This window comes from Streptomyces sp. NPDC051563 (assembly GCF_044454225.1).
In the GTDB taxonomy this organism is placed as follows: Bacteria; Actinomycetota; Actinomycetes; order Streptomycetales; family Streptomycetaceae; genus Streptomyces.
On record NZ_JBITDL010000016.1, the window covers coordinates 148,230 to 174,597 of the forward strand.

The 26,368-nt window shown below is 70.3% G+C and carries 25 protein-coding genes; 20 read left to right on the top strand and 5 right to left on the bottom strand.

Going from position 1 to position 26,368, the window contains the following annotated elements; genetic code table 11:
• Window positions 1-198: 198 nt before the first annotated feature.
• The 6 genes from arc to prcA all read left to right on the top strand — a co-directional run bounded on the left by arc (window position 199) and on the right by prcA (window position 6,370).
• Window positions 199-1,965 (top strand): proteasome ATPase, encoded by a 1,767-nt coding sequence (arc, locus tag ACIA8F_RS20610; protein WP_399380589.1) that lies wholly within the window; start codon window positions 199-201, stop codon window positions 1,963-1,965.
• A gap of 251 nt (window positions 1,966-2,216) precedes the next feature.
• Entirely contained in the window at window positions 2,217-3,728 is a 1,512-nt protein-coding gene (dop, locus tag ACIA8F_RS20615) for a depupylase/deamidase Dop (protein ID WP_266876650.1), read from the top strand.
• A gap of 194 nt (window positions 3,729-3,922) precedes the next feature.
• On the top strand, window positions 3,923-4,135 hold the full coding sequence (locus ACIA8F_RS20620) for a ubiquitin-like protein Pup (RefSeq protein ID WP_030294332.1): 213 nt from the start codon (window positions 3,923-3,925) through the stop codon (window positions 4,133-4,135).
• Window positions 4,136-4,251: 116 nt separating this feature from the next.
• Entirely contained in the window at window positions 4,252-4,764 is a 513-nt protein-coding gene (locus tag ACIA8F_RS20625; RefSeq protein ID WP_399380591.1) for an endonuclease VII domain-containing protein, read from the top strand.
• Window positions 4,716-5,555: a proteasome subunit beta gene (gene prcB, locus ACIA8F_RS20630; RefSeq protein WP_399380593.1), complete on the top strand. Its 840-nt coding sequence runs from the start codon at window positions 4,716-4,718 to the stop codon at window positions 5,553-5,555. The genes ACIA8F_RS20625 and prcB overlap by 49 nt, the downstream gene beginning before the upstream one ends.
• 50 nt (window positions 5,556-5,605) lie before the next feature.
• On the top strand, window positions 5,606-6,370 hold the full coding sequence (prcA, locus tag ACIA8F_RS20635; protein ID WP_254384775.1) for a proteasome subunit alpha: 765 nt from the start codon (window positions 5,606-5,608) through the stop codon (window positions 6,368-6,370).
• 66 nt (window positions 6,371-6,436) lie between these two features.
• On the opposite strand, the gene ACIA8F_RS20640 is transcribed toward prcA, so the two are convergent.
• Window positions 6,437-7,438 (bottom strand): LacI family DNA-binding transcriptional regulator, encoded by a 1,002-nt coding sequence (locus tag ACIA8F_RS20640; protein WP_399380595.1) that lies wholly within the window; start codon window positions 7,436-7,438, stop codon window positions 6,437-6,439.
• A gap of 147 nt (window positions 7,439-7,585) precedes the next feature.
• On the opposite strand from ACIA8F_RS20640, the gene ACIA8F_RS20645 reads away from it, so the two are divergent.
• The 13 genes from ACIA8F_RS20645 to ACIA8F_RS20705 all read left to right on the top strand — a co-directional run bounded on the left by ACIA8F_RS20645 (window position 7,586) and on the right by ACIA8F_RS20705 (window position 20,726).
• On the top strand, window positions 7,586-8,920 hold the full coding sequence (locus tag ACIA8F_RS20645; protein WP_399380596.1) for an MFS transporter: 1,335 nt from the start codon (window positions 7,586-7,588) through the stop codon (window positions 8,918-8,920).
• A gap of 134 nt (window positions 8,921-9,054) precedes the next feature.
• A complete protein-coding gene (gene pafA / locus ACIA8F_RS20650) occupies window positions 9,055-10,416 on the top strand; it encodes a Pup--protein ligase (protein WP_383944999.1) in 1,362 nt (453 codons plus the stop codon).
• A gap of 126 nt (window positions 10,417-10,542) precedes the next feature.
• Window positions 10,543-11,484 (top strand): FKBP-type peptidyl-prolyl cis-trans isomerase, encoded by a 942-nt coding sequence (locus ACIA8F_RS20655; RefSeq protein ID WP_399380598.1) that lies wholly within the window; start codon window positions 10,543-10,545, stop codon window positions 11,482-11,484.
• A gap of 49 nt (window positions 11,485-11,533) precedes the next feature.
• Window positions 11,534-11,911, top strand: coding sequence for an FKBP-type peptidyl-prolyl cis-trans isomerase (locus ACIA8F_RS20660; RefSeq protein WP_399380600.1), 378 nt, complete (start codon window positions 11,534-11,536; stop codon window positions 11,909-11,911).
• A gap of 145 nt (window positions 11,912-12,056) precedes the next feature.
• Window positions 12,057-13,019 carry a helix-turn-helix transcriptional regulator gene (locus tag ACIA8F_RS20665; RefSeq protein ID WP_399380601.1) on the top strand — a complete coding sequence of 321 codons (963 nt, stop codon included), beginning with the start codon at window positions 12,057-12,059 and terminating at the stop codon, window positions 13,017-13,019.
• 84 nt (window positions 13,020-13,103) lie between these two features.
• Complete coding sequence (locus ACIA8F_RS20670; protein ID WP_399380603.1) at window positions 13,104-14,132, top strand: helix-turn-helix transcriptional regulator; 1,029 nt, start codon at window positions 13,104-13,106, stop codon at window positions 14,130-14,132.
• Window positions 14,133-14,154: 22 nt separating this feature from the next.
• The gene (locus tag ACIA8F_RS20675) at window positions 14,155-14,376 is read left to right on the top strand and encodes a hypothetical protein (RefSeq protein WP_399380699.1); all 222 of its coding nucleotides are present in this window, start codon (window positions 14,155-14,157) and stop codon (window positions 14,374-14,376) included.
• A gap of 26 nt (window positions 14,377-14,402) precedes the next feature.
• Window positions 14,403-14,603: a hypothetical protein gene (locus tag ACIA8F_RS20680; RefSeq protein ID WP_399380604.1), complete on the top strand. Its 201-nt coding sequence runs from the start codon at window positions 14,403-14,405 to the stop codon at window positions 14,601-14,603.
• A 170-nt stretch (window positions 14,604-14,773) separates the two neighbouring features.
• Complete coding sequence (gene tatA / locus ACIA8F_RS20685; RefSeq protein WP_399380606.1) at window positions 14,774-15,070, top strand: Sec-independent protein translocase subunit TatA; 297 nt, start codon at window positions 14,774-14,776, stop codon at window positions 15,068-15,070.
• 61 nt (window positions 15,071-15,131) lie between these two features.
• Window positions 15,132-16,097: a twin-arginine translocase subunit TatC gene (gene tatC / locus ACIA8F_RS20690; protein WP_399380607.1), complete on the top strand. Its 966-nt coding sequence runs from the start codon at window positions 15,132-15,134 to the stop codon at window positions 16,095-16,097.
• A 37-nt stretch (window positions 16,098-16,134) separates the two neighbouring features.
• Window positions 16,135-17,061: a diacylglycerol kinase gene (locus tag ACIA8F_RS20695; RefSeq protein ID WP_399380609.1), complete on the top strand. Its 927-nt coding sequence runs from the start codon at window positions 16,135-16,137 to the stop codon at window positions 17,059-17,061.
• Between the two features lie 65 nt (window positions 17,062-17,126).
• Complete coding sequence (locus ACIA8F_RS20700) at window positions 17,127-19,985, top strand: DEAD/DEAH box helicase (RefSeq protein WP_399380611.1); 2,859 nt, start codon at window positions 17,127-17,129, stop codon at window positions 19,983-19,985.
• 90 nt (window positions 19,986-20,075) lie between these two features.
• Window positions 20,076-20,726 carry a helix-turn-helix domain-containing protein gene (locus ACIA8F_RS20705; RefSeq protein WP_399380612.1) on the top strand — a complete coding sequence of 217 codons (651 nt, stop codon included), beginning with the start codon at window positions 20,076-20,078 and terminating at the stop codon, window positions 20,724-20,726.
• Between the two features lie 47 nt (window positions 20,727-20,773).
• Here ACIA8F_RS20705 and ACIA8F_RS20710 read toward each other — a convergent pair whose 3' ends face one another.
• The 4 genes from ACIA8F_RS20710 to ACIA8F_RS20725 form a co-directional block, all read right to left on the bottom strand.
• Window positions 20,774-21,736: an RluA family pseudouridine synthase gene (locus ACIA8F_RS20710; RefSeq protein WP_399380614.1), complete on the bottom strand. Its 963-nt coding sequence runs from the start codon at window positions 21,734-21,736 to the stop codon at window positions 20,774-20,776.
• Window positions 21,737-21,786: 50 nt separating this feature from the next.
• A complete protein-coding gene (locus ACIA8F_RS20715) occupies window positions 21,787-23,337 on the bottom strand; it encodes a serine hydrolase (RefSeq protein WP_399380615.1) in 1,551 nt (516 codons plus the stop codon).
• A 375-nt stretch (window positions 23,338-23,712) separates the two neighbouring features.
• Window positions 23,713-24,561: a siderophore-interacting protein gene (locus ACIA8F_RS20720; protein WP_399380617.1), complete on the bottom strand. Its 849-nt coding sequence runs from the start codon at window positions 24,559-24,561 to the stop codon at window positions 23,713-23,715.
• Between the two features lie 61 nt (window positions 24,562-24,622).
• On the bottom strand, window positions 24,623-25,528 hold the full coding sequence (locus ACIA8F_RS20725) for a 5'-3' exonuclease H3TH domain-containing protein (protein WP_399380700.1): 906 nt from the start codon (window positions 25,526-25,528) through the stop codon (window positions 24,623-24,625).
• A 186-nt stretch (window positions 25,529-25,714) separates the two neighbouring features.
• Here ACIA8F_RS20725 and ACIA8F_RS20730 point away from each other — a divergent pair, with 186 nt between their 5' ends.
• Complete coding sequence (locus tag ACIA8F_RS20730; RefSeq protein WP_399380619.1) at window positions 25,715-26,368, top strand: helix-turn-helix domain-containing protein; 654 nt, start codon at window positions 25,715-25,717, stop codon at window positions 26,366-26,368.

Below are 26,368 nucleotides of genomic sequence, written 5' to 3' on the forward strand. Positions count from 1 at the left end.
CTGACGGGTGTTGAACAGTTCGACCTTACAACCGGCCGCTTCCCGAGTTCGATGGGTGGGTATTTCCTTGGCGTGAGGGAGTACGCAAGGGTGAAGATCGGACACACCCCTACCGTCTTTGTGATCTAGGGGTTTCAATCACCACCAGCCCAGGTAGGGTCAGAAAGCGTCCAGCTCCCCTTGGAGGAGGTGAGGACCGTGGCAGCCCACGACGACGACATCAACCGCGGCATCCGGCCCGCGCGAGGGTCTGAGGACCCCGCCGGCCAGGTTGCCTATCTCGAGCAGGAAATCGCCGTCCTGCGACGTAAGCTCGCCGACTCTCCGCGACACACGAGAATTCTCGAAGAGCGGATCGTCGAGCTCCAGACAAACCTGGCAGGCGTCTCCGCACAGAACGAGCGGCTGGCGAACACCCTGCGCGAGGCCCGCGACCAGATCGTGGCCCTCAAAGAAGAAGTCGACCGGCTCGCACAGCCGCCGGCCGGCTTCGGAGTCTTCCTGCAGTCGAACGAAGACGGAACCGTCGACATCTTCACCGGCGGCCGAAAGCTCCGCGTGAACGTGAGCCCCAGCGTCGAACCGGAAGACCTCCGGCGCGGCCAGGAGGTCATGCTCAACGAAGCCCTCAACGTGGTCGAGGCCATGGAGTTCGAACGGGCCGGGGACATCGTCACCCTCAAGGAAATCCTCGAGGACGGCGAGCGCGCCCTGGTGGTCGGGCACACCGACGAGGAAAGGGTGGTGAGGCTCGCCGAGCCGCTCCTGGACGTCACCATCCGCCCCGGCGACTCCCTGCTGCTCGAACCCCGCTCCGGCTACGTCTACGAGATCGTCCCCAAGAGCGAGGTCGAAGACCTCGTCCTCGAAGAGGTCCCGGACATCGACTACGACAAGATCGGCGGCCTGGGCGACCAGATCGAACTGATCCGCGACGCCGTCGAGCTCCCCTACCTCTACCCCGACCTCTTCAAGGAACACGAACTGCGCCCCCCGAAGGGCATCCTGCTCTACGGCCCTCCCGGCTGCGGCAAGACGCTCATCGCCAAGGCCGTGGCCAACTCCCTTGCCAAGAAGGTCGCCGAAGTCACCGGCCAGCCCACCGGGAAGTCCTACTTCCTGAACATCAAGGGCCCCGAACTCCTCAACAAGTACGTCGGCGAGACCGAGCGGCACATCCGCCTCGTCTTCCAGCGTGCGAGGGAGAAGGCGAGCGAGGGCACCCCCGTCATCGTCTTCTTCGACGAGATGGAATCCCTCTTCCGCACCCGCGGATCCGGAGTCAGCTCGGACGTGGAGAACACCATCGTCCCCCAGCTGCTCGCCGAGATCGACGGCGTGGAAGGCCTGGAGAACGTCATCGTCATCGGCGCCTCCAACCGCGAGGACATGATCGACCCGGCCATCCTGCGCCCCGGCCGGCTCGACGTGAAGATCAAGATCGAGCGCCCCGGCGCCGAGGCCGCCAAGGACATCTTCGCGAAGTACCTCAAGGCCACCCTGCCCCTGCACACCGACGACCTCGGCGAGCACCAGGGCTCCACGGCCGAAACCGTCCACAGCATGATCCAGACCGTCGTCGAGCAGATGTACGCCGAAACCGAGGAGAACCGCTTCCTCGAGGTCACGTACGCCAACGGCGACAAGGAAGTCCTCTACTTCAAGGACTTCAACTCGGGCGCGATGATCCAGAACATCGTGGACCGTGCGAAGAAGATGGCCATCAAGGCCTTCCTCGAGCACAACCAGAAGGGCCTTCGCGTCGCCCATCTCCTCCAGGCTTGCGTGGACGAGTTCAAGGAGAACGAAGACCTGCCCAACACCACCAACCCCGACGACTGGGCCCGAATCTCCGGAAAGAAGGGCGAGCGAATCGTATTCATCCGCACCCTCGTCACCGGAAAGCAAGGCGCGGACACCGGACGCTCCATCGACACGGTGGCCAACACCGGTCAGTACCTCTGACAAAGCGGGCCGGCTGCGGGCGCCCGGCAAGGGCACCCGCAGCCGACTGCTTTACCAAACGCTCTTTTCAGCCGGTGACAGGGCAAAGTCAATGACTGAAATGATCTCCCCACCAGCGCGGAGTGGTTCTAGGCTCTTCCATACCGCAGGTCGCGCAGTGCGGGGACGGGCACCGCACACGACGCACCGGAGCACCAGCGGTACTTGAGCGCCGCTCCCGAACGGGAGCGCCGCCGGGCAAGGAGGGCCGCATGACCGTACGGCGAGTAATGGGGATCGAGACGGAGTACGGGATCTCCGTCCCGGGGCACCCGAACGCCAATGCCATGCTCACCTCGTCCCAGATCGTCAACGCCTACGCGGCGGCGATGCACCGGGCGCGACGCGCCCGCTGGGACTTCGAGGAAGAGAACCCGCTGCGGGACGCCCGCGGCTTCGACCTCGCCCGCGAGGCCGCCGACAACAGCCAGCTCACCGACGAGGACATCGGCCTCGCCAACGTCATCCTCACCAACGGCGCACGCCTCTACGTGGACCACGCACACCCCGAGTACAGCTCCCCGGAGATCACCAACCCGCTCGACGCCGTCCTCTGGGACAAGGCCGGCGAGCGCATCATGGCCGAAGCGGCCGTCAGGGCCGCCCAGCTCCCCGGGGCCCAGCCGATCCACCTCTACAAGAACAACACCGACAACAAGGGCGCCTCCTACGGCACGCACGAGAACTACCTGATGAAGCGGGAAACCCCCTTCTCGGACATCGTGCGCCACCTCACCCCCTTCTTCGTCTCCCGCCTCGTCTTCACCGGCGCCGGCCGCGTCGGCATCGGCCAGGACGGCCGCGAGCACGGCTTCCAGATCAGCCAGCGCGCCGACTACTTCGAAGTCGAGGTCGGCCTGGAGACCACCCTCAAGCGCCCCATCATCAACACCAGGGACGAACCGCACTCGGACGCGGAGAAGTACCGCCGCCTCCACGTGATCATCGGAGACGCCAACCTCTCCGAGATCTCCACCTACCTCAAGCTCGGCACCACCGCCCTCGTCCTCTCCATGATCGAAGACGGCTACATCAACGTCGACCTCGCCGTGGACCAGCCCGTACGCACCCTCCACCAGGTCTCCCACGACCCCGACCTGCAGCACCTGATCACGCTGCGCAGCGGGCGGACGCTGACCGCCGTACAGCTCCAGATGGAGTACTACGAGCTGGCCAGGAAGTACGTGGAGGAGCGTTTCGGCTCCGACGCGGACGAGCAGACCAAGGATGTGCTGGCCCGCTGGGAGGACGTACTGGGCCGGCTGGAAACCGACCCGATGAGCCTGTCGGGAGAGCTCGACTGGATCGCGAAGCGGGAGATCCTCGAGGGCTACCGGCGCCGCGACGGCCTCGGCTGGGACGCGGCCCGGCTCCACCTGGTGGACCTCCAGTACGCGGACGTACGGCCCGAGAAGGGGCTGTACAACCGCCTGGTGGCCCGCGGCAAGATGAAGCGGCTGCTGGACGAGACGGCGGTGGAACGGGCGCAGAGCAAGCCGCCGGAGGACACCCGGGCGTACTTCCGGGGGCGGTGCCTGGAGCAGTACGCGGACGACGTGGCGGCGGCTTCGTGGGACTCGGTGATCTTCGATCTCCCGGGCCACGACTCCCTCCAGCGGGTCCCGACCCTGGAACCCCTGCGGGGCACCCGTGCCCACGTGAAGGAGCTCCTGGACCGCTGTCGCACGGCGGAGGACCTGGTCCGGGTGCTCTCGGGGCGCTGAGGCCTTTCCGGTACCCGGAGCGGGGGCTGAAAGGCCCCCGGCCCGGGAATCATGAACACACCCGGACGTTATGAAAGTACCGGGACGGATGTCGGGCCCTCCTTGTAGGGTCCGACGTAGAGTCTGATCTTGAGGGATCCCGAATTCGCGGGGTCTTTCACGTGAGCGTGCGAACCGAGCGGGGTGAGCTACACATGGCGACCAAGGACACCGGCGGCGGACAGCAGAAGGCGCAGCGCTCGACCGAGGAGGTCGAGGAGGCAGCGGTCGAAGAATCGACCGACCTCAAGGAGCGACAGGAAAAGCTCTCGGACGACGTCGACTCCGTACTCGATGAAATCGATGATGTGCTCGAGGAAAATGCCGAGGATTTCGTGCGCTCCTTCGTTCAGAAGGGTGGCGAGTGATTTCGCCTTCGAATCGAAGGTGAAGCTCGCGGGGAGGGTGCGTGTTGGAGGGTGGGAAGCGGTGTGCGCGGTGTGACCTAGTCAAGCCGCTCGATGCTTTCGCTTCTAATCGGGCCATGCGTGACGGCCTGCAATCTTATTGCAGGCCGTGCGCAGCCGAGTATCACCAGCAGCGGCAGATAGCCAGGGGGAAGAACGTCCGTCCCCGCATCACGGTGCCGGCGGGGCACAAATACTGCCGGCGGTGCAAGGAAACCAAGCCGCACGCGGAATGGGACCGGAACAAAACGGCTTCGGACGGGTTGTCGACGCGCTGCAAGGCCTGTCGGGCGATCCAGAGCCGGGTAGACCACCTGAAGCGCTCCTACGGCATGACCGAGGCCGACCGGGACGAGATGATCGCGGCGCAGGGTGGCCTCTGCCTGATCTGTAAAAAGTGCGCGGCCGTGCATGTGGATCACTGCCACACCACGGGTAAGGTCCGAGGCGTACTTTGCTTCAACTGCAACACGGCCATCGGCAAGTTGGGAGACGATCCCGACGCAGCTCGTAGGCTCGTCTCATATCTGGAAGGAAACCTGTGGAACCCAACATTCGAAGCACAGGGCGTCTGCCGGCAGCCTTCCTGACGCCGGGGTCGTCGTCCTTCATGGACTTCTTGGGCGCGCACCAGCCCGAGATGCTCCCGGGCAACCGGAAGCTGCCCGACGGGGTCCTCGAGGCGCCGCACGGGACGACCATCGTGGCCGCCACCTTCCCCGGCGGGGTGGTCCTCGCGGGTGACCGCAGGGCGACTATGGGGAACATGATCGCGCAGCGGGACATCGAGAAGGTGTTCCCGGCGGACGAGTACTCCGCCGTCGGCATCGCCGGCACCGCCGGTCTGGCCGTGGAGATGGTGAAGCTGTTCCAGCTGGAGCTGGAGCACTTCGAGAAGGTGGAGGGGGCGACCCTCAGTCTCGAAGGCAAGGCGAACCGGCTGTCGACCATGATCCGGAGCAATCTGGGGATGGCCATGCAGGGTCTGGCCGTCGTGCCGCTCTTCGCGGGGTACGACGAGGCCAAGGAGAAGGGGCGGATCTTCTCCTACGACGTGACCGGCGGCCGCTCCGAGGAGCACGGCTACGCCGCCACCGGTTCGGGTTCGATCTTCGCCCGCGGCTCGATGAAGAAGCTGTACCACTCCAAGCTGACGGAGGAGGAGGCCACGACGCTCGTCGTCCAGGCGTTGTACGACGCCGCCGACGACGACTCGGCGACCGGCGGCCCGGACCTCTACCGCCACATCTACCCCATCGTCACCGTCATGACCGACGAGGGATTCCGCAGGCTGACCGACGAGGAGTCCTCGGAGCTGGCCCGCAAGATCACGAACCGGCGGCTGGAGCAGCCCGACGGTCCGCGCGCCGCCCTGCTCTGACCAGCCCGCTCTGACTTCCTCGTCGTCCAGAAGAAAGGGACGGAAAGCCGGTGTCGACTCCGTTCTACGTGTCACCCCAGCAGGCCATGGCCGACCGGGCGGAATACGCCCGCAAGGGCATCGCCCGCGGTCGGAGCCTTGTTGTGATCCAGTACGCCGACGGCATCGTGTTCGTCGGTGAGAACCCGTCCCGCGCGCTGCACAAGTTCAGCGAGATCTACGACCGGATCGGCTTCGCGGCCGCCGGCAAGTACAACGAGTACGAGAACCTGCGCATCGGCGGTGTGCGGTATGCCGATCTGCGCGGATACACCTACGACCGTGACGATGTGACGGCCCGTGGGCTGGCCAACGTCTACGCGCAGACGCTCGGCACGATCTTCTCCAGTGCGGGCGAGAAGCCGTACGAGGTGGAGCTGGTGGTGGCGGAGGTCGGTGCGACCGCCGCGGGCGACCAGATCTACCGGCTGCCGCACGACGGGTCGATCGTGGACGAGCACGGGTCCGTGGCGGTCGGTGGCAATGCCGAGCAGATCAGTACCTATCTCGATCAGCGGCACCAGGACGGGATGACCCTGTCCGAGGCGCTGAAGCTGGCGGTGCAGGCGCTGTCGAGCCAGGCGAACGGTACGGACAAGTCGATTCCGGCGGAGCGGCTGGAGGTGGCGGTGCTGGACCGTACGCGGGCCCAGCAGCGCAAGTTCAAGCGGATCCGTGGGCGGCAGCTGTCGCGGCTGCTGGAGGCGGATGTTCCGGCGGCCGCCCAGGCGGATGCCGTGTCGAACGACGAGGCTCCCGAAGAGGAAGCCGAGTAGTCGCAGGACGTGATGGGTGGGCGCCCCTGGCCTTCGGGTCGGGGGCGCTTTCGCGTTTCCGGGGGTTCAGCGCGTCGGGGCGGGTCCCGTGGAGTCGCGGACGACGAGGTGGACCGGGATGTCGACGGGGGTCCAGGGGGTGCCTTCGAGGACGGCGAGGAGGGCGGTCATGCCCTGTTCGCCGACGCGTTCGGCGGGGAGGTGGACGGTGGTGAGTTCCGGTTCGACGGCGGTGGCGAGGGCGAGGTCGTCGAAGCCGGTGACGGAGAGGTCCTCGGGGATGCGCAGGCCGAGGCGGCGGGCGGCTTTGCAGGCGCCGGCGGCGAGGATGTCGTCGTCGCAGACGACGGCGGTGGGGCGGCGGTCCGCGGGGGTGTCCAGGGCCGTCTCCATGGCCGTACGGGCGGCTTCCACGCTGAGGTGGGCCCGTACGGTGCGCAGCTCGGCGGGGGGCGGGAGGAGGGCGGCCAGGGCGTTGGCGCGGATGTCGAAGGTCCAGGAGTCGATGGCGGAGGCGAGGTGGAGGAAGCGGTGGTGGCCGTGGTGGAGGAGGTGTTCGGCGGTTTGGCGCATGCCGTCGGCGATGGCGAGGTTGACGTGGGCGTGGGCGGTGTCGGCGGTGGGGTCGCTGTCGAGCATGACGAGGGGGAGTGCGTCGCCGCCGAGGGCGTGGAGGGCGTCGGCGGCCATGGAGGAGGCGATGACTCCGTCGAGGGCGGCGCGGGCGGAGGCGAAGGGGTCGCGGGCGGGGCCGGTGCCGTCGGGGGAGGGGTAGAGGACGACGCCGAAGCCGTGTTCGGCGGCGATGCGGGCGGCGCCGGTGTAGACGCGGGCGAAGAATTCGTTGGTGAGGGCGGGGACGACGAGGAGGGCGGTGCGGGTGGAGCCGAGGCGGAGGTTGCGGGCGGCGAGGTTGGGGCGGTAGCCGAGGGTGGTGGCGGCTTCGCGGACCAGGCCGGCGGTGCGTTCGGAGACGCGGCCGCGCCATTTGTCGCCGAGGACGAGGGAGACGGTGGCCTGGGAGACTCCGGCGGCGGTGGCCACGTCGCGGCTGGTGGGTCTCGTCACACGGTGCTCCTGTAGTGCGAGGTCGCGGGGGGTGTGGGTGTCGGGTGGGTGGACCGTCCGACTGTGGTCATGGTACGTATGACCGGTCACGTTATACGTATTACTTGGGTTACTCCCCGGGCTGGGTCCGGGCAGAAGGGGGCGGACATGGCCGCGGGTTACGCGGAGCTGCTCAGGACCCGGCATGCCGCGAGGCTGCTGGTGGGCACGCTCATAGGCCGGCTGCCGAACGGGACGGGGCCGATCGCGATCGTGCTGTTCACCCGGGCGGAGGGCGGCAGCTACAGCCTGGCGGGTGCGCTCGCGGCCGCGTACGGGGTGTCGAACGCGGTGGGGCAGCCGCTGCTGGGGCGGGCGGTGGACCTGTTCGGGCAGCCGCGGGTGCAGTTGCCGGCTGCGGTGGTGTCGGCGCTGGGCATGGTGTGGCTGGCGCTGGCCGGGACCGGTTCGGTGGTGGTGGCGTACGCGGCGGTGGTGGTCGCGGGGCTGTTCACGCCGCCGCTGGAGGGCGGGCTGCGGGCGCTGTGGCCGAGCGTGCTGGGCGGCAAGGAGGAGCGGGTCCATGCGGCGTACGCGATGGACGCGGTGGCCCAGGAGGTCATGTTCACGGTGGGGCCGCTGCTGGTGACCCTGTGCGTGGCGCTGTGGGATCCGGCGGTGGCGCTGCTGGTGCTGAACGGGATCGGGGTGCTGGGGGCGCTGTCGGTGGTGGTGTCGGAGCCTTCGCGCACGTGGCGTTCGGAGCCGCGGGAGGCGCACTGGCTGGGGGCGCTGCGGTCGCCGGGTCTGCTGGCGTTGCTGGGGGCGTTCTTCTTCGTGGGGACGGCGCTGGGGTCGATCACGGTGGCGGGTGTGGCGTACGCGGACGAGCACGGTGGTCAGGCGGTGTACGGCTGGCTGATGGCGGCGCTGGGGCTGGGTGCGCTGTTCGGTGGTGTGCTGTACGGGGCGCGGCAGTGGGCGGGTGCGCCGGAGCGGCGGCTGCGGTTGCTGGTGGCGTTGCTGGCGGTGTGTTATCTGCCGTTGATGCTGGTGCCGGGTGTGGTGGCGATGACGGGGTTCGCGGCGCTGGCGGGGGTGTTCCTGGCTCCGGCTCTGGCGTGTGCGTTCATCGTGGTGGACCGGCATGCTCCGGCGGGCACGGTGACGGAGGCGTTCTCGTGGCTGGTGACGTTCTTCGGGGTGGGTGCGGCGATCGGTACGGCGGCGGCGGGTCCTTCGGTGGAGGCGGGGGGTACGGCGGCGGGGTTCGCGGTGGCGAGCGTGGCGGGGGCGGCGGCGCTGCTGGTGCTGACGGTGACTCAGCGGGTGCTGGCGCGTCCGGGTGCGAGCCGTGCGGTGGCGGGTTCCGTGCCGGCGCGGGCGGCCGGTGCGGAGTCCGGTCCTGCTGCGGGTCCGGAGTCCGGTTCGGCCGAGGCGTCGGCCGCGGGTCCGGCGGGGCCGTTGGAGGGCTCTGCCGGGGCCTCGGTGACGGGGTCTTAGGCGGCCGGTGGGCCCGTGGGGGGCGTGCGGCGGCGGCGTGGCGGGTGTGCGCGGGGGTGGCTGCTCGGGAAAATGATCGAAACGGCGGCTGCGAACTCGGTTTCAGAACAGAGCAGAAGGCGTAATGTTCAGTCATGGACCGCCGCATTTTCGGGCTGGAGAACGAGTACGGCGTCACGTGCACGTTCAGGGGACAGCGCCGACTGTCTCCTGACGAAGTGGCGCGCTACCTCTTCCGCCGTGTTGTGTCATGGGGCCGCAGTAGCAATGTCTTCCTGCGGAACGGCGCCCGCCTCTACCTCGACGTGGGTTCGCATCCGGAGTATGCAACTCCCGAATGCGACAACCTGATCGAACTGGTCACCCACGACAAGGCCGGCGAGCGCATTCTCGAAGGACTGCTCGTCGACGCCGAACGCCGCCTGCACGAGGAGGGAATCGCGGGCGACGTCTATCTGTTCAAGAACAACACCGACTCGGCGGGAAACTCGTACGGCTGCCACGAGAACTACCTGGTGGCCCGGCACGGGGAATTCTCCCGGCTGGCGGACATTCTGATCCCGTTCCTCGTCACGCGGCAGCTGATCTGCGGTGCGGGCAAGGTGCTGCAGACGCCGCGGGGTGCGGTCTACTGCGTGAGCCAGCGGGCCGAGCACATCTGGGAGGGTGTCAGTTCGGCCACGACGCGTTCGCGCCCGATCATCAACACGCGCGACGAGCCGCACGCGGATGCGGAGCGTTACCGGCGCCTGCACGTGATCGTGGGCGACTCGAACATGTCCGAGACGACCATGCTGCTGAAGGTCGGGGCGACCGATCTGGTGCTGCGCATGATCGAGGCGGGCACGGTGATGCGGGACCTGACGCTGGAGAACCCGATCCGGGCGATCCGGGAGGTCAGTCACGACATCACGGGGCAGCGCAAGGTGCGGCTCGCGAGCGGGCGGGAGGCCTCCGCGCTGGAGATCCAGCGGGAGTACTACGACAAGGCGGTGGACTTCGCGGAGCGCCGGGGCATCCGTGAGGGTGTCGTGGACCAGGTGCTGGAGCTGTGGGGCCGGACGCTGGACGCGATCGACGCGCAGGACCTGGACCGGATCGGGACCGAGATCGACTGGGTGATGAAGTACCAGCTGATCGAGCGGTACCGGGCGAAGCACAACATGACGATGTCGAATCCGCGGGTGGCTCAGATAGACCTCGCCTATCACGACATCCACCGCAGGCGCGGTCTGTACTACCTGCTGGAGCGCAAGGGGCAGGCGGCGCGGATCTGCAACGACCTCAAGATCTTCGAGGGCAAGTCGGTGCCTCCGCAGACGACGAGGGCGCGGCTGCGGGGTGATTTCATCCGTCGTGCGCAGGAGCAGCGGCGGGACTTCACGGTCGACTGGGTGCATCTGAAGCTGAACGACCAGGCGCAGCGCACGGTGCTGTGCAAGGACCCGTTCCGGTCGGTGGACGACCGGGTGGAGAAGCTGATCGCGGGGATGTAGCGCGACGCTTGGCGCCGTGTGACATCGCACTGATCTTGGCCAGGGCCTCGTACGGATCTCGTACGGGGCCCTGTCCACGCCTTAGAGTGGCGACGACCTATGTGCCGTCTGAGATCTGAGGAACACGTGCGCCGACTTGCCGGCCTGCTTGTCGTACCCCTTCTGCTGCTGTCGACAGCGGCGTGTGGCGACAGCGGCTCCGACTCCGCCGAGATGAAGAACGGGGCGCCCGCGATCACCAAGGGCGCCAAGTTCGGTGAGACCCCCACCCTTGCGAAGGGTGCGGGCACCCCGCCGAAGGAACTGAAGGTGGTGACCGTCAGCGAGGGCGATGGCCCGGCGCTGAAGAAGGGCGACATCGCCCAGGTCAACTACCTCGGCCAGGTCTGGGACGGCAAGGAGCCGTTCGACCAGAGCTTCGGCAAGGGCAAGCCGTTCGACGTGACCATCGGCGCGGGCCAGGTCATCAAGGGCTGGGACCAGGGCCTCGAGGGCAAGAAGGTCGGCAGCCGCCTGGAGCTGGTGATTCCGCCGGACCTCGGTTACGGCGCGCAGGGCTCGGGCGACAAGATCAAGGCGAACGCCACGCTGGTCTTCGTCGTGGACATCGTCAAGGCCACCAGCGTGCCGGTTTCGGCCACGGGCAAGGAGGTCCCGCAGACGGACGCCGCCCTGCCGAAGGTGGGTACGAACACGGACGGCAAGGAGGTCTCCGTGACCGTCCCGAAGGACGGCGCGGCGCCGACGAAGCTCGTGTCGAACTACGTGCTGGAGAGCGGCGACGGCGCCGTCGTGAAGGACACCGACAGCGTGGTGGTCAAGTTCCACGGCAAGACGTGGAAGGACGACAAGACCTTCGAAAGCACGTACGCCACCGACACCTCGGTGACGTGGCCGCTGACGGAGCTCTCGGTCAAGGGTCTGAAGGACGGGATCGTCGGCAAGAAGGTCGGCAGCCGCATCCTGCTGGTCATCCCGCCGGACCAGGGTTTCGCCGACAAGGAGCAGGGCACCATCCCGGCCAACTCGACGCTGGTCTTCAGCCTCGACATCCTGGCAGTGGTGTAAGACTGTCCGGGTTGTACCCCCTGTTCGTAAGTTTTTGAGGAGCAGTTCCGTGAGCGACAAGCTCGAGAAGCCCGAGATCGACTTCCCTGATTTCCCGGTCCCGGCGGACCTCGTGATCGAGGACCTCTGGGAGGGCGAGGGCGCCGAGGCCAAGGCCGGTTCCCGGGTCTCCGTCCACTACGTGGGCGTGGCCTACTCGACCGGTGAGGAGTTCGACGCTTCCTGGGGCCGCGGCGCGCCGCTGCAGTTCCAGCTCGGCATCGGCCAGGTCATCTCCGGCTGGGACACGGGCATCCAGGGCATGAAGGTCGGCGGCCGCCGCAAGCTGGTCATCCCGGCCCACCTCGCCTACGGCGACCGTGGCGCGGGCGCTGCCATCAAGCCGGGCGAGACGCTGATCTTCGTGTGCGACCTGATGGGTGCCTGATCGGTCCGCCGTGAAGCGTGTGGGGCCCCTGCCTTCCGGGCGGGGGCCCTCGCTTTTGCCCAGGACCGGCGGGGCGGTACGGTCAGCGGTCACGAGGGTGTACCGGGGACACGACTCGAAGGTCTGGAAGGGCGGATGGGCGTCGATGGCGATTGCCAAGGCCGAGCGGCTGATGAATCTGGCGCTGTGTCTGCTGGGGACGCGCCGGCCGCTCAGCAAGCGGGAACTGCGCGGTTCCATCGAGGCCTACATGGAAGCCGGGAACGACGAGTCCTTCAACCGCATGTTCGAGCGGGACAAGGACGATCTGCGGGAGCTCGGGCTGGTCATCGAGACCGTCGAGAACCTGGAGGGCGACACCGGCTATCTGGCCCGGCGTGATTCCAACCGGCTGCCGCCCGTGGCGCTGGACGCCGAGGAGGCCGCGGCCCTGGGGCTCGCCGCCAAGGTGTGGCAGCAGGCGCGGCTCGCCGGGGCGGCCAGTGGGGCCCTGCAGAAGCTGCGCGCCGGCGGCATGCCGGAGGCCTCGGACCCGTACGAGGGCCAGCACAGTGCCATCGAGCCGCGGATCCCGGTGCACGAGGCGGCCTTCGAGCCGCTGATGCTGGCCTGCCGCGACCGCCGTCCGGTGGTCTTCGACTACCGCAAGTCCACCGCGGCCCGGCCGGAGTCCCGGCAGGTGGAGCCGTGGGCGCTGGAGTGCTGGCGCGGCCACTGGTACCTGGCGGGCTTCGACCGCGACCGCGGGGCGGAGCGGGTGTTCCGGCTCTCCCGGATCACGGGCAAGGTGCGCTCGCGGGCGGCCAAGTACACCGCCGAGGTCCCGGACGTGGTGACGGTGCGGGAGACCGTGGCGAGCTGGGCCGGGGAGAGCGCGGAGCGTTCCGCGCTGATCCGGCTGCGGGCGGGGGCGGGCTATCCGCTGCGGTCCCGGGCGACGGCGGTGCGCGAGGGGGCCGGCGGGGCGGGCTGGGACGAGCTGGAGATCCCGTACGGGCACGGGCTGGACGCGTGGCTGGTGGAGTTCGGCCCCGATGTCGTGGTGCTGGAGCCGGCCGACCTGCGGGCGGACGTGGTGGACCGGCTGCGGGCCGTGGCCAAGGGCTGACCCGAGCTGCGCGCAGCGGCGCGGGAGCAGCGGGTGGACCGGGCAAGATCATTGAGCAACGCCCTGAGGGGGAGACGTACCAGCATGGCTGCCAACGCCATCGACCAGACGCGCCGGATGCTGTCCCTGGTGACGTACCTGCGCGAGCGCCCGGGTGCGCACGTCGCGGACGTGGCCCGGGCCTTCGGGATCACCGAGGACGAGCTGATCTCGGACCTCGACGTGCTGCCCATGTGCGGGACCAGTTTCCGGGGCGGCGACCTGCTCGACATCGACACCGACGGGGAGCGCATCTGGTGGCGCAACCCCGATGCCTCGGGGGAGTCCACCGCGGAGCCGCTGCGGCTGGCCGCAGACGAGGCGACGGCGCTGCTGGTGGCCGCGCGGGCGGTGGCCACGCTGCCGGGGCTGCGCGAGGGGGACCGGCAGGCGCTGCTGCGGGCCACCGCCAAGCTGGAGGCGGCTGCGGGCGAGGTCGCCGGGGCCAGTTCCCGGCTCTCGGTGACCTTCGAGTCCGAGGGCGGGGTCTTCGCCGACGTGGACCGGGCCATCGCCGAGCAGCGGCGGCTGTGGCTGCGCTACTACTCGCCGGCGCGGGACGAGCTGACCGAGCGCAAGGTCGACCCGATCCGGCTGTTCGCGGTCGGGCACACGTACATGGAGGGGTGGTGCCACCTCTCCGAGGCCCGGCGGACCTTCCGGCTGGACCGGGTGGCGGAGATCCGGCTGCTCGACGAGCGCGCCGATCCGCCGGCCATCGAGCCCCGCGACCTGTCCGAGGGGCTGGTGCAGCCGGCCGCCGAGGACCCGGAGGTGGTGATCGAGGTCGGTCCCGGCGGGCGCTGGGTGGCCGAGTACTACCCGCACGACAGTGCGGAGGAGCTGCCCGAGGGGGGTCTGCGGATCGCCTTGCGCACCCCTGACCCGGGCTCGCTGCGGCGGCTGGCGCTGCGGCTGGGCCGGGAGGGGCGGATCGTGGCCCCGGTGGAGCTGGCGGACAGCGCCCGCCGGGCGGCCCGGGAGGCGCTCGCCGCGTACGAGGGCGGGGCGGCCGGTGGCGCCGCGGCCGGTGGCGCCGGTGGCGGTGCGGGCGCCGGCGGGGAACGGGGCTGAGGGGCCGAGGGGCCGAGGGGAGATCCGCGCGATGTCGGTCGCGTTCAAGGCGTCCTGTCCCGACTGCCGGGCCCGCTTCGAGCTGGACGCGGGCGCCCTGCGCCTGGCCATCGGCGGCAGCAGTCGTACGACGTTCTACTCCTTCACCTGTCCCGAGTGCGGGGCTGCGGTCCGCAAACCGGCCGGGGAGCGCATCGTGGAGCTGCTGACGGGTGGCGGCGTGAGCACCCTGCGCAGTGTGTGAGGCGCGCGGTGGCCTAGGCTCGTCCCATGTTGTGGCCGATGTTCGCAATCGCTCTGGGCTTCCTCGGGCTCGCCGTCCTCGCCGTGCTCGCGGTGCGGGTGTTCGTGGAGGTGCGCAGGCTTTCCGTGCAGGTCTCGGAGGCGGGCCGCCGGATCGCGGAGGCCTCCGCCGACCTGGAACAGGCCGCCGCGGGCCTGGCCAGGGCCGGGCACTCCGTGCGGCCATAGCCATCGACGGGCAACCGTCGTACTGTCTGACCACGCAAGCGGTGATACCCCAGGGCATTGCCTCGCGTTAACCCCCGGGGGTTACGATCGATGTCACAGCGGCTTGCCGATCTCGGTCTGAGCCGTCTTGACTACCACAACCAGCCGTTTCGGTGAGAAGGAAGACACACATGATCGGCAACCTGAAGCCCCTCGAGATCCTCCTGATCGTCGCCGTGATCTTCCTGCTGTTCGGTGCCAAGAAGCTTCCCGACATGGCCCGCTCGCTCGGCAAGTCCGCCCGCATCCTCAAGAGCGAGGCGAAGGCGATGAAGAAGGAGGGGGAGGCGGAGGACGCCGCCACCGCCGCTTCCGTCGCCGACCCGGCGCCCCAGCAGACCACGGCTCCGCGCACGATCCAGGCCTCGCCCGGTGACGTGACCAGCGCCCGCCCCGTGAACGAGCCCAACCACACCACGCAGGGCTGACGGGGGCCGGTTCGCCGGTCGCGCTCGCACCAGTCAACCGCAACGAGACAAGGGACGTGGGTTGCTCAAGTCTGCCCGCAAGCAGGAGAAGCTGGACAAGAAGGCAAAGGACGCCGAAGGGCGGATGCCGCTTGTCGAGCACCTGCGTGAGCTGAGGAACCGGCTGCTGAAGGCCGTCCTTGGGATCCTCGTGATCACGATCGTGGCCGCGTTCTTCTACAAGGACCTCATCGACTTCATGATGAAGCCGATCCTGGACTCCGTCGGCTGCGCCAACGGCGTGGTCGCGCAGCGCAACGGGAAGCCCTGCGCCGCCATGACGGTCAACGGCCTCATCGCGCCGTTCTCCATCGCCCTGAAGGTCTCCCTCACCGCCGGTGTGGTGCTCTCCGCGCCGGTGTGGCTGTACCAGCTGTGGGCCTTCGTGGCCCCGGGGCTGCACAATCACGAGCGCAAGTACGCCGTGGGCTTCGTGGCGGTCGGCGCGCCGCTGTTCGGCGCCGGCGCGGTCCTCGCGTACAAGGTGCTGCCGCAGACCGCGGTGATCCTGCTGGAGTTCACCCCCGAGAACGCGAGCAACCTGCTGCCGGTCGACGACTACCTCGACCTGATCACGCGCATGATCGTGGTCTTCGGCCTGGCCTTCGAGCTGCCGCTGCTGCTGATCCTGCTCAACGTCACCGGGGTGCTGACCGCGAAGCGGCTCGCGAGCTGGTGGCGGGCGATGGTGCTGGGCATCACGATCTTCGCGGCGTTCGCGACGCCCACCGGTGACCCGCTGACGATGCTGTCGCTGGCCGCGCCGATCGTCGCCCTGTACTTCATCGCGCTGCTGGTCTGCTGGCTCAACGACCGCCGGCGGGCACGGGCCAACCCCGACGCGGGCCTGGACGACGACGAGGCCTCCGAGGTGGACCTGACCCCGGCGGCGGTGGGTGCGGTCGAGCCCGTGGCGGCTCCGGGCGCGCTGCCCGAGCAGGCCGACGGCGGACGCCAGCGGATCAACGGCTACGACGACGCCACCTGATCGACGCGGGACCGCCCCGGCGGGTACATTCCCGCGGGTGAGCGCCGAGATCACCCTCTTCGTCAATCCCACCGCCGGAAGCGGCCGTGCCGCGCACGCCGCGCAGCCGGCCGCTTCCGCGCTTCGCGCAGCCGGTTTCTCGGTGCGCAGCGTCGTAGGGGCCGATGCGCCGGACGCCCTGGCCCGGCTGCGGACCGCGGTGCGCGAGGGCACCGGTGCGGTGATCGCGGTCGGCGGGGACGGGCTGGTCTCCCTCGCGCTGCAGGCCCTCGCGGGCACGGACGTGCCGCTCGGTGTGGTGGCGGTGGGCACCGGGAACGATTTCGCGCGTGCGATGGGGCTGCCCGTACGGGAACCCGCGCGGGCGGGCCGGCTGGCCGCCGAGGCGCTCAAGGAGGGCCGGGTCCGGGAGATCGACCTCGGGCGGGTGAGCGGGGCCGGGGACCGTTCGGGGGCCGGGGACGGTGCCGGCGGGACCTGGTACGGGACCGTGCTGTGCTCCGGCTTCGACTCGCGGGTCAACGACCGGGGCAACCGGATGCGGCTGCCGGCCGGCCGGTTCAAGTACGACCTGGCGATGGCCCTGGAGCTGGCCGCCTTCCGCCCCTTCCCGTACCGGATCACCCTGGACGGCGGCCCGGTCCTGGAGACCGAGGCGACCCTGGTGGCCGTCGGCAACGGCTCCTCGTACGGCGGCGGCATGCGGATATGCGCGGACGCGGTCCCCGACGACGGGCTCTTCGACGTCACGGTCGTCGGCGACTGCAGCCGCACCACCCTGCTGAAGGTCTTCCCCCGGGTCTACAAGGGCACCCACCTCGGCCATCCGAAGGTCACCGTCCACCGGGCCGCGAAGGTGACCCTGGAGGCGGCCGGCATCACGGCCTACGCGGACGGCGAGCCCCTGGGCCCGCTCCCGGTGAGTGCGCAGTGCGTCCCGGCGGCGCTGCGGCTCCTGGCGTAGGGCGCCCGGGCCCGCGCAAAAGATCGCGACTGTTGTCAGGGGCGGCGGGTAGGCTCGAAGACAAGATGACCGAAGAACTTTCTCCCGCCGAGCGGTACGCCGCTGCCCGGATCCGCGCCGCCGAAGAGGCCACGGCCATGGCGCCCTTCCGTGAGATGTACGAATTCGACCTGGATCCCTACCAGATCGAGGCCTGCAAGGCACTGGAGGCCGGCAAGGGCGTCCTCGTCGCCGCCCCGACCGGCTCGGGCAAGACCATCGTCGGCGAGTTCGCCGTGCACCTGGCCCTCCAGCAGGGCCGCAAGTGCTTCTACACCACGCCCATCAAGGCCCTGTCGAACCAGAAGTACGCCGACCTCGCCAAGCGCTACGGCGCCGACAAGGTCGGTCTACTCACGGGCGACAACAGCGTCAACTCCGATGCGCCGGTGGTCGTCATGACCACCGAGGTGCTCCGCAACATGCTGTACGCGGGCTCGCAGGCGCTCAACGGGCTGGGCTACGTGGTGATGGACGAGGTGCACTACCTCTCCGACCGGTTCCGCGGAGCCGTCTGGGAGGAAGTGATCATCCACCTCCCCGAGTCGGTGACCCTGGTCTCGCTCTCCGCCACCGTCTCCAACGCCGAGGAGTTCGGCGACTGGCTCGACACCGTGCGCGGCGACACCCAGGTGATCGTCTCCGAGGAGCGGCCCGTACCGCTGTGGCAGCACGTCATGGCCGGCCGGCGGATCTACGACCTGTTCGAGGAGGGGTCCGACCACGGCGGCCGCGGTTCCGCGCGCCGCGAGGTCAACCCCGACCTGCTGCGGATGGCGCGCGAGGAGAACAGCAGCCGGTACAGCCCGAAGGACCGGCGGCGCGGAAAGATGGTCCGCGAGGCCGACCGCGAGCGCGAGCGGCGCTCGCGCGGCCGGATCTGGACCCCGTCGCGCCCCGAGGTCATCGCCCGGCTGGACGGCGACGGGCTGCTGCCCGCCATCAACTTCATCTTCAGCCGGGCCGGATGCGAGGCCGCCGTCCAGCAGTGCCTGTACGCGGGGCTGCGGCTCAACGACGACACCGCACGGCTCAAGGTGCGCGAGATCGTCGAGGCGCGGACCGCGTCCATCCCCACCGAGGACCTGCACGTCCTGGGCTACTACGAATGGCTCGAAGGCCTGGAGCGGGGCATCGCCGCGCACCACGCGGGCATGCTGCCCACCTTCAAGGAGGTCGTCGAGGAGCTGTTCGTACGGGGCCTGGTGAAGGCGGTGTTCGCCACCGAGACGCTGGCGCTGGGCATCAACATGCCGGCGCGCACGGTCATCCTGGAGAAGCTCGTCAAGTGGAACGGCGAGCAGCACGCCGACATCACCCCCGGCGAGTACACGCAGCTGACGGGGCGGGCCGGGCGGCGCGGCATCGACGTCGAGGGCCACGCGGTGGTGCTGTGGCAGCGGGGCATGGACCCGGCGGGCCTGGCCGGGCTCGCGGGTACCCGTACGTATCCGCTGCGCTCCAGCTTCAAGCCCTCGTACAACATGGCCGTGAACCTGGTCCAGCAGTTCGGGCGGCACCGCTCGCGCGAGCTGCTGGAGACCTCCTTCGCGCAGTTCCAGGCCGACCGCTCGGTCGTCGGGATCTCCCGTCAGGTGCAGCGCAACGAGGAGGGCCTGGAGGGGTACAAGGAGGGCATGACCTGCCACCTCGGGAACTTCGAGGAGTACGCGCGGCTGCGCCGCGACCTCAAGGACCGGGAGAACGACCTGGCCAAGCAGGGCGCCGCCCAGCGTCGGGCGCAGGCGGCCGGTTCGCTGGAGAAGCTCAAGCCGGGCGACATCATCCACGTGCCGACGGGCAAGTTCGCCGGGCTGGCGCTGGTGCTGGATCCGGGGGTGCCGGCCGGGCGGTCCAACGGGCACCGCGGGCACGAGTACACCGAGGGCCCGCGGCCGCTGGTGCTGACCGTGGAGCGGCAGGTCAAGCGGCTCGCCGGAATCGACTTCCCGGTTCCTGTCGAGGCCATCGAGCGGATGCGGATCCCCAAGACGTTCAATGCCCGTTCCCCGCAGTCGCGTCGGGACCTGGCGTCCCAGCTGCGCGCCAAGGCCGGGCACATCACGGTGGAGCGGCACCGGGGCGGCCGGGCGGCCGCGGCCGACGACCGGGAGATCACCAGGCTGCGGACCGCCCTGCGGGCGCACCCGTGTCACGGCTGCGACGAGCGCGAGGACCACGCCCGCTGGGCGGAGCGCTACCACCGGCTGCAGCGGGACACGCGGCAGCTGGAGCAGCGCATCGAGGGCCGGACGAACACCATCGCCCGTACCTTCGACCGGATCCACGCGCTGCTGACGGATCTGGACTACCTGCGCGAGGACGCGGTGACCCCGCACGGGCGGCGCCTCGCGCGGCTCTACGGAGAGCTCGACCTGCTGGCGTCGGAGTGCCTGCGGGCCGGTGTCTGGGAGGGGCTGAGCCCGGCCGAACTGGCCGCCTGCGTCTCGGCGCTGGTCTTCGAGGCACGGCAGTCCGACGACGCGGTGGCGCCGAAGGTGCCGGGCGGCGCGGCGAAGGCGGCGCTCGGCGAGATGGTCCATATCTGGGGCCGCCTCGACGCGCTGGAGGAGGAGCACGGCATCAACCAGGCGGAGGGCGTGGGCCAGCGCGAGCCGGACCTCGGCTTCGCGTGGGCGGTGTACCAGTGGGCCTCGGACAAGAGCCTGGACGAGGTGCTGCGCGAGGCGGAGATGCCGGCCGGTGACTTCGTGCGCTGGTGCAAGCAGGTCATCGACGTGCTGGGGCAGGTGGCCGCCGCGGCGCCCTCCTCCTCGGCGCCCCCGTCCTCGGATTCCCCGGGGGGCAGCACCGTGGCCCGCAACGCGCGCAAGGCGGTGGACGCGCTGCTGCGGGGTGTGGTGGCGTACAGCTCGGTGGGATAGCCGGAGTTGTAGGTTCCTCCAGAAGCGGTCATGGCCGGATCTCATCTCTTGCCATGATCGCTTCGGCGTGTCCTGTGAGAAAATCAGGCCATGACTGGGGGAGCGGACGATGGGCCGAGACGGGTCGGTCGGCCGCGCGCCGATCAGTTGAGACCGGCGAGTGGACGGCCGCCGCGCGAGGAACTCCTCTACGCGGCGGCCGAGTTGTTCACGGTCAAGGGGTACGCGGCCACCACCACGCGCGCCGTGGCCGAACGGGCCGGAATGCGCCAGGCCACGATGTACCACTACTTCGCCGGCAAGGAGGAACTCCTCGCCGAACTCCTGGAGTCCACGGTCGCCCCCTCCCTGGAGCTGGCCCGCCGGCTGGTCCGCGACACGGACCGTCCCTCGGGCCGCCGGCTCTGGGAGCTGTGCCGCTCGGACGTGATGCTGCTGTGCGGAGGGCCCTACAACCTGGGCGCGCTCTACCTGTTGCCGGAGGTGGCCGGTGCGCGCTTCGCCCGCTTCCGCCGGATGCGCCAGGAACTCAAGGACATCTACCGGGAGTTGCTCGACGGCACGCGCGTCGGAACCGAACTCGCCGGTGACCCGGCCGGTCTGGTGCTCCGCAACGACCTCGTCTTCGGCCTCATCGAAGGCGTCATGCTGATCCACCGCTCCGATCCCGGGCGCCCGGTGGCCGCCTTCGCGGAGGCCACCGCCGACGCGGCGCTGCGGATCGCGGGCGTCGACCTCTGAGGGATCCCGCAAGCGGACCCCTCAGGCGGATCCCTCAGGCGGACCCCTCAGCCGGACCCGGCTTCCCAGCCGGGCCGGTCCTCCCAGGCCCGCAGGGTGCGGCCGCTCTCGATGCGGTGTGCGATCCCGGTGACGGGATCGGTGAACTCCAGGGTGCGGGCCAGGAGCTGGAGCGGGCTGCGGTAGTCGTCGGGCGCCGGGTCGCGGACCACCGGATAGACCGGGTCGCCCAGGATCGGCAGGCCCAGGCCGTTCATGTGCACCCGCAGCTGGTGGGTGCGCCCGGTGTGCGGGGTGAGCCGGTAGCGCCCGGTGTCCCCCTTGACCGCGAGGAGTTCGGCCAGGGTCTCGGCATTGGGCTCGGCGCCCTCGACCTCCGTCGCCGCCATCACCCCGCGGACCTTCTCGATGTGGCTGCGCAGGGTCCGGGGGAATTCCACCGCCGGGTCGTGGGGTGCGAGCGCCTCGTACTCCTTGCGGATCCGACGCTCCTGGAACATCAGCTGGTAGGCGCCCCGGTCCTCGGGCCGGATGCTGAACAGCACCAGCCCGGCGGTCATCCGGTCCAGCCGGTGCGCGGGGCTCAGCGCGGGCAGGCCGAGCTCCACCCGGAGCCGGGCCAGGGCCGTCTGGAAGACGTGGCTGCCGCGCGGGGTGGTGGCCAGGAAGTGCGGCTTGTCGGCCACCAGCAGGTGCTCGTCGCGGTAGACGACCCCGATCGGGAACGGCACCACGGGCTCGGGCGGCATGTCCCGGTGGAACCACAGGAAGCCGCCGGGCTCGTACGGGTCCTGCGGCCGCAGCACCCGGCCGCCGGGGCCCAGCACCCGGCCCTCGCGCAGCAGGCGGGCCATGGACTCCTCGCCGCGCGTGCCCTCGTAGCGTGCCGTGAGGTAGGAGCCGAGGTCCGGCCAGGTCCCGTCCGGGTCGGGGGGCAGCCGCACGCGGACCGGGTCGATGCCGGAGACCTGGGGCAGGGGCGCGTCGGGGATGTGGGATCTGCGCTTCACCGGGTACAGGCTATGTGGCCGGGTCCGCCCCCGGAGACGGCGCGGACGCTCTAGCCGCTGGTGAAGGTACCCAGGTGGTCGGTGTCCAGGTACTCGATGCGGACCGTGTGGTCGGCGGGGGAGAAGAACACCCCGGTGCGGCCGACGGCGTTCTCCCCGGCGGTCTCGAAGCTGAAGGTGTCCCCGTCGTAGTGGGTGAGGGGGAAGACCATCGGCTCCGGGCCGAGGGACAGGGTCAGCTTGCCCTCGCTCGTGGCCGCCACGGTCGCCTTGCCGTAGTAGGGGTTCTCGTAGGTGCCGGTGTACGCGGAGTCCTCCCCGGCCGGTTTCGCACCGGCGGGCGGGCGGGCGTAGTCGGTGGGGGAGCGGCCCTCCGCGTTGATCTGTGCGTAGAGGGCGCCGGTCAGGGCCAGCCAGTCGGTGGTGGCCTTGCCGTGCTCGGCGGTGTCGAAGAAGTCGGCGGCGACGGCGTCGGGGAGGCCGACGGGGGCGCCGTTGGTGAGGACGACGATGCCGAGCTTCTCCAGCGGGAGCATGCTGACGCTGGTGTTGGCGCCGAGCTCGAAGGCGCCGGAGTGGCTCAGGCGCAGGCGGCCCGCGTCGTCGTAGCCGACGTTCCAGCCCAGCCCGTAGAAGCCGGTGCGGCCGGTGGGGGAGGCGGGCGGCTGGGAGACGATCTCGGGGAGGTGGGTGCGGGCGAGGGTGTCGGCGGGGATGATCCGCTTGCCGTCGAGGGTGCCGCCGGAGAGCTGGAGCCGCAGCCAGCGGGACATGTCGCGGGCGGTGCTGCTCACCCCGCCGGCCGGGGACTGGGCGTCGGGATCGCGGACGAAGCGGGGGATCCAGGTGCCGTCCGCGCCCTTGACGTGGGTGGCCGCGTGGTCGGGGGAGTCGACGAAGGCCTTGAACTCGGTGCTGGTGTGCGTCATGCCGGCGGGCTTGAAGAGGGTGTCGGCGCTGAGCTTCTGCCACGTGGCGCCGCGGGAGCGGGCGATGGCCTCGGCCCCGGCGGTGAACCCGAAGTTGGTGTACGCGTAGCTCGCGCGGAAGGGGCTCAGGGGCGCCAGGCGCAGGTGGTCGAGGATGTACGCCTGGTCGTAGCCGAGGTCTTCGAGGAGGTCGCCGGCGTGGTCGGGCAGGCCGCTGCGGTGGGAGAGCAGGTCGGCGGGGGTGACGTGGGAGGTCACCCACGGGTCCTTGAGGGTGAAGCCGGGCAGGTCCGCGTGCCGGTCGAAGTCGGCGGGCTCCTTGAGGACCCCGGCGGCGACCGTGGAGGAGATCGGCTTGGAGAGCGAGGCGACCTGGAAGACGGTGTCGGGGTCCACCGCGGCCGGGTCTCCGACGCGGCGCAGGCCGAAGCCCTTGAGGTAGACCACCTCGTCGTCGTGGACGACGGCCACGGAGACGCCGGGGACTCCGGTGCGGCGCATCATGTCGGCGACGGTGGCGTCGAGGCGCTGCACCGCCGCATCGACCTGGGTGTCGGTGAGCTGGGCGGTGGGCGCGGGCGGCGGGCTCGGGGCGGCGGTCGCGGTCCCGGTCGCACTCGCGGCCAGGAGGGCGGCTGCTCCGGCTGCCGTGAATGCGCGGAGCGTACGCATGGGGCCATTGTGCCGCCGAACGGGTGAGACCGCCTCGCGTGGCGGCGGGATCCGGCCCGGGCCGGGGCGCCCGCCGCGGGACGGGGCTCCGCTGCCGCACCTCCGTATGTGCGCTCCGGGACGTGTGCCCCGGGGCCTGTGTCCCCGGGCCTGTTCCGCCGGGGCTGTGCCTCCGGGCCTGTTCCGCCGGGCCTGTGTCCCCGGGCTTGTGCCTCCGGGCCTGTGTCCCCGGGCTTGTGCCGCCGGGCCTGTGTCCCCGGGCTTGTGCCTCCGGGCCTGTGTCCCCGGGCTTGTGCCGCCGGGCCTGTGCCCCGGATTTGTGCCCCGGATCTGTGCCCCCGGGCCTGTGCCCCCGGACCCGCCGGGGGCACAGGATCAGGAGGCGGCGCCGGCCAGGGGGCGTTCCTGCTCGGCTTCGACCTGGGCGTTCCAGTCCCGCTTGATCGCGCGCCAGCCCTCGTCCGTCTCGCCCAGCCGCCAGTAGCCCGAGATGGACAGGCGCTCGCGCGGGAGGCCGCGCTCGATGCGCAGGTGGTGGCGCAGGGTTTTGACGAAGCCCGCCTCGCCGTGCACGAACGCGTGTACGTCGGAGGAGGGGAAGGTCAGGGCCTGGACGGCCTCGGTCAGCGCCTCCCCGATCGGGCGGGAACCGCGGTGGATCCAGACCGGGGCGATGCCGTCGGGCGTGGTGATCCGCTGCTCGTCCTGCGGGCCCTCGACCTCCACGAGCGCGTGGACCCGAGCCCCCGCGGGCATCGCCTCCATCGCCGCGCCGATCGCCGGCAGGGCGCTCTCGTCGCCGACGAGCAGGTGCCAGCCGGCGGCCGGGTCCGGGGCGTAGGCCCCGCCCGGGCCGAGGAAGCGCACGAGTTCACCCGGCTGGACGCGGGCGGCCCAGGGGCCGGCCAGTCCCTCGTCGCCGTGGACCACGAAGTCGAGGGTCAGTTCCAGGTGGGCCGGGTCCCAGGCGCGCACCGTGTACGCGCGCTGGCGCGGCCACTCCTCGCGGGGGTGGGCCGCCCGGATCCGGTCCAGGTCCCAGGGGGTGGTGTAGGTGACGCCGGCAGGTGCGAAGAGCAGTTTCACGTAATGGTCGGTGAACCTGCCCGCACCGAATCCGGCCAGTCCCGCACCGCCCAGTACGATCCGCACCATGTGCGGACTCAACCGCTCGGTCCGCACGACCACTGCGGTGCCGACCTTGCGGGCTCGTCCTTCTGCCACGACGTCTCCCTGACTTTCCGACCCTGACTCCGTGAAGCTTAGGATTACCTAAGTTAGCACCTCAGGGGCGGAGTGCGCTGCCCAGACGTGCAACGGCTCCACTCAGGCCCCACCTGTGCGCGAGAGCCGCGACCAGATCCGGCTGCGCGGGAACGGCCGGGAGCGCCGGGTCGAACGGCGGAAGCGGAACGTCCGAGGCGACCTGGACCACCTTCGGGGCCACCGCCAGATACGGCCGGGATTCGTCCAGCCGCTTGCGCTGGGTGGGGGTCAGCTTCGACTTCGGGTCCTCGATCGCCGCGATGATCCCGGCCAGGTCCCCGTAGGCGTCCAGCAGCTTCGCCGCCGTCTTCTCGCCGATCCCGGGAACGCCCGGCAGGCCGTCGCTCGGGTCCCCGCGCAGCAGGGCCAGGTCGGCGTATCCGGGGCCGTCCACCCCGTACTTCTCGCGGAGCCACGCCTCGTCGGTCACCTGGAGGGTGCCCACGCCCTTCAGCGGGTACAGCACCCGGCGCTGCTTGGCGTCGTCGACCAGCTGGTACAGGTCCCGGTCGCCCGTGACGATGTCCACCGGGCCGGTCGCGCGGCCGGTCAGGGTGCCGATCACGTCGTCGGCCTCGTAGCCGGCGACCCCCACCCGGGCGATGCCGAAGGCGTCCAGGGCCGCCTCGATGATCGGGACCTGCGGGGCCAGGGTGTCCGGGGTCTCCTCGACGTCCGGGCCGCTCTCCGTCTCCTGCGCGACCCGGTGGGCCTTGTAGGACGGGATCAGTTCCACCCGCCAGTGGGGCCGCCAGTCGGCGTCCATGCAGGCCACCAGGTCGTCGGGCCGGTGGTCCTGCACGAGGCGGCCGATGAAGTCGAGCAGGCCGCGGACGGCGTTGACCGGCGTACCGTCGGGGGCCTTCACGGAATCCGGTACGCCGAAGTACGCGCGGTAGTAGAGGGAAGCGGTGTCCAGGAGCATCAGGCGTCGTGTCGTCGTCACGGTCACGATGATGCACTGGGGGCAAACGGAAAGTGGCGCGGGTACGGCCTCCTCTGCCCGTGAACGCGAAACCGGAGCCGGTTGCTGCGTAAGGTGCTTACAGCACACCGATGTGCGATGTGCGACGGACCGGACCACCGGGAACAAGGGGAGGGCAGCCCCGCCATGGACGACAGGGACGGCACCGACGGCAAGAGCGGACGCGGAGCGACGACCGGCGCGGACGACAAGGAACGGGATCGGGACAAGGACTCCAAGGAACCGCTCCGGGTGGGCGTCGCCGTGCGCAAGAGACGCCGGGCCCTGCACCTGACCCTGGCCGCCGTATCGGCGCGCAGCGGGCTGTCGGTCCCCTTCCTGAGCCAGATAGAGAACGAGCGGGCCCGGCCCAGCATGCGGTCCCTCGAACGGGTCGCCGACGCGCTGGAGACCACGGCCGTCGACCTGCTGGCCGCCTCCGACACCGCGCGCACCGTGGACCTCGTACGGGCGGGCGACCAGTCCGCGCTGACTCCCGTCCCCGGCGTACGGCCCCTCGTGCGCGGGCACCACCAGCTGCACGCCCTGGAATTCACCGGGGACCAGGACGCGGGCCGCGAGTACCAGCACCGCAACGACGAGCTGATGTACGTGGTCTCGGGCGCCTGCCAGGTGGAAGCGGAAGGGCGGGCGTACCGGCTGGAGAACGGCGACGCGCTGTTCCTGTCCGGCGGGGTCCGCCACCGCTGGCGGGCCGTCACCGAGGACACCCGGATCCTGATCGTCGCGGTCGGCGAACACATCCACGCGACCTCCGAGCCGCCCTCGCCGGGACACTGA

Bases quoted from the DNA above. Each gene is read 5' to 3' on its own strand.
- dop (WP_266876650.1), top strand. From the start codon at position 2,217: ATGACCGTACGGCGAGTAATGGGGATCGAGACGGAGTACGGGATCTCC.
- ACIA8F_RS20620 (WP_030294332.1), top strand. From the start codon at position 3,923: ATGGCGACCAAGGACACCGGCGGCGGACAGCAGAAGGCGCAGCGCTCG.
- ACIA8F_RS20625 (WP_399380591.1), top strand. From the start codon at position 4,252: ATGCGTGACGGCCTGCAATCTTATTGCAGGCCGTGCGCAGCCGAGTAT.
- ACIA8F_RS20645 (WP_399380596.1), top strand. From the start codon at position 7,586: ATGGCCGCGGGTTACGCGGAGCTGCTCAGGACCCGGCATGCCGCGAGG.
- pafA (WP_383944999.1), top strand. From the start codon at position 9,055: ATGGACCGCCGCATTTTCGGGCTGGAGAACGAGTACGGCGTCACGTGC.
- ACIA8F_RS20665 (WP_399380601.1), top strand. From the start codon at position 12,057: ATGGCGATTGCCAAGGCCGAGCGGCTGATGAATCTGGCGCTGTGTCTG.
- ACIA8F_RS20670 (WP_399380603.1), top strand. From the start codon at position 13,104: ATGGCTGCCAACGCCATCGACCAGACGCGCCGGATGCTGTCCCTGGTG.
- ACIA8F_RS20680 (WP_399380604.1), top strand. From the start codon at position 14,403: ATGTTGTGGCCGATGTTCGCAATCGCTCTGGGCTTCCTCGGGCTCGCC.
- tatA (WP_399380606.1), top strand. From the start codon at position 14,774: ATGATCGGCAACCTGAAGCCCCTCGAGATCCTCCTGATCGTCGCCGTG.
- ACIA8F_RS20700 (WP_399380611.1), top strand. From the start codon at position 17,127: ATGACCGAAGAACTTTCTCCCGCCGAGCGGTACGCCGCTGCCCGGATC.
- ACIA8F_RS20705 (WP_399380612.1), top strand. From the start codon at position 20,076: ATGACTGGGGGAGCGGACGATGGGCCGAGACGGGTCGGTCGGCCGCGC.
- ACIA8F_RS20715 (WP_399380615.1), bottom strand. From the start codon at position 23,337: ATGCGTACGCTCCGCGCATTCACGGCAGCCGGAGCAGCCGCCCTCCTG.
- ACIA8F_RS20725 (WP_399380700.1), bottom strand. From the start codon at position 25,528: ATGCTCCTGGACACCGCTTCCCTCTACTACCGCGCGTACTTCGGCGTA.
- ACIA8F_RS20730 (WP_399380619.1), top strand. From the start codon at position 25,715: ATGGACGACAGGGACGGCACCGACGGCAAGAGCGGACGCGGAGCGACG.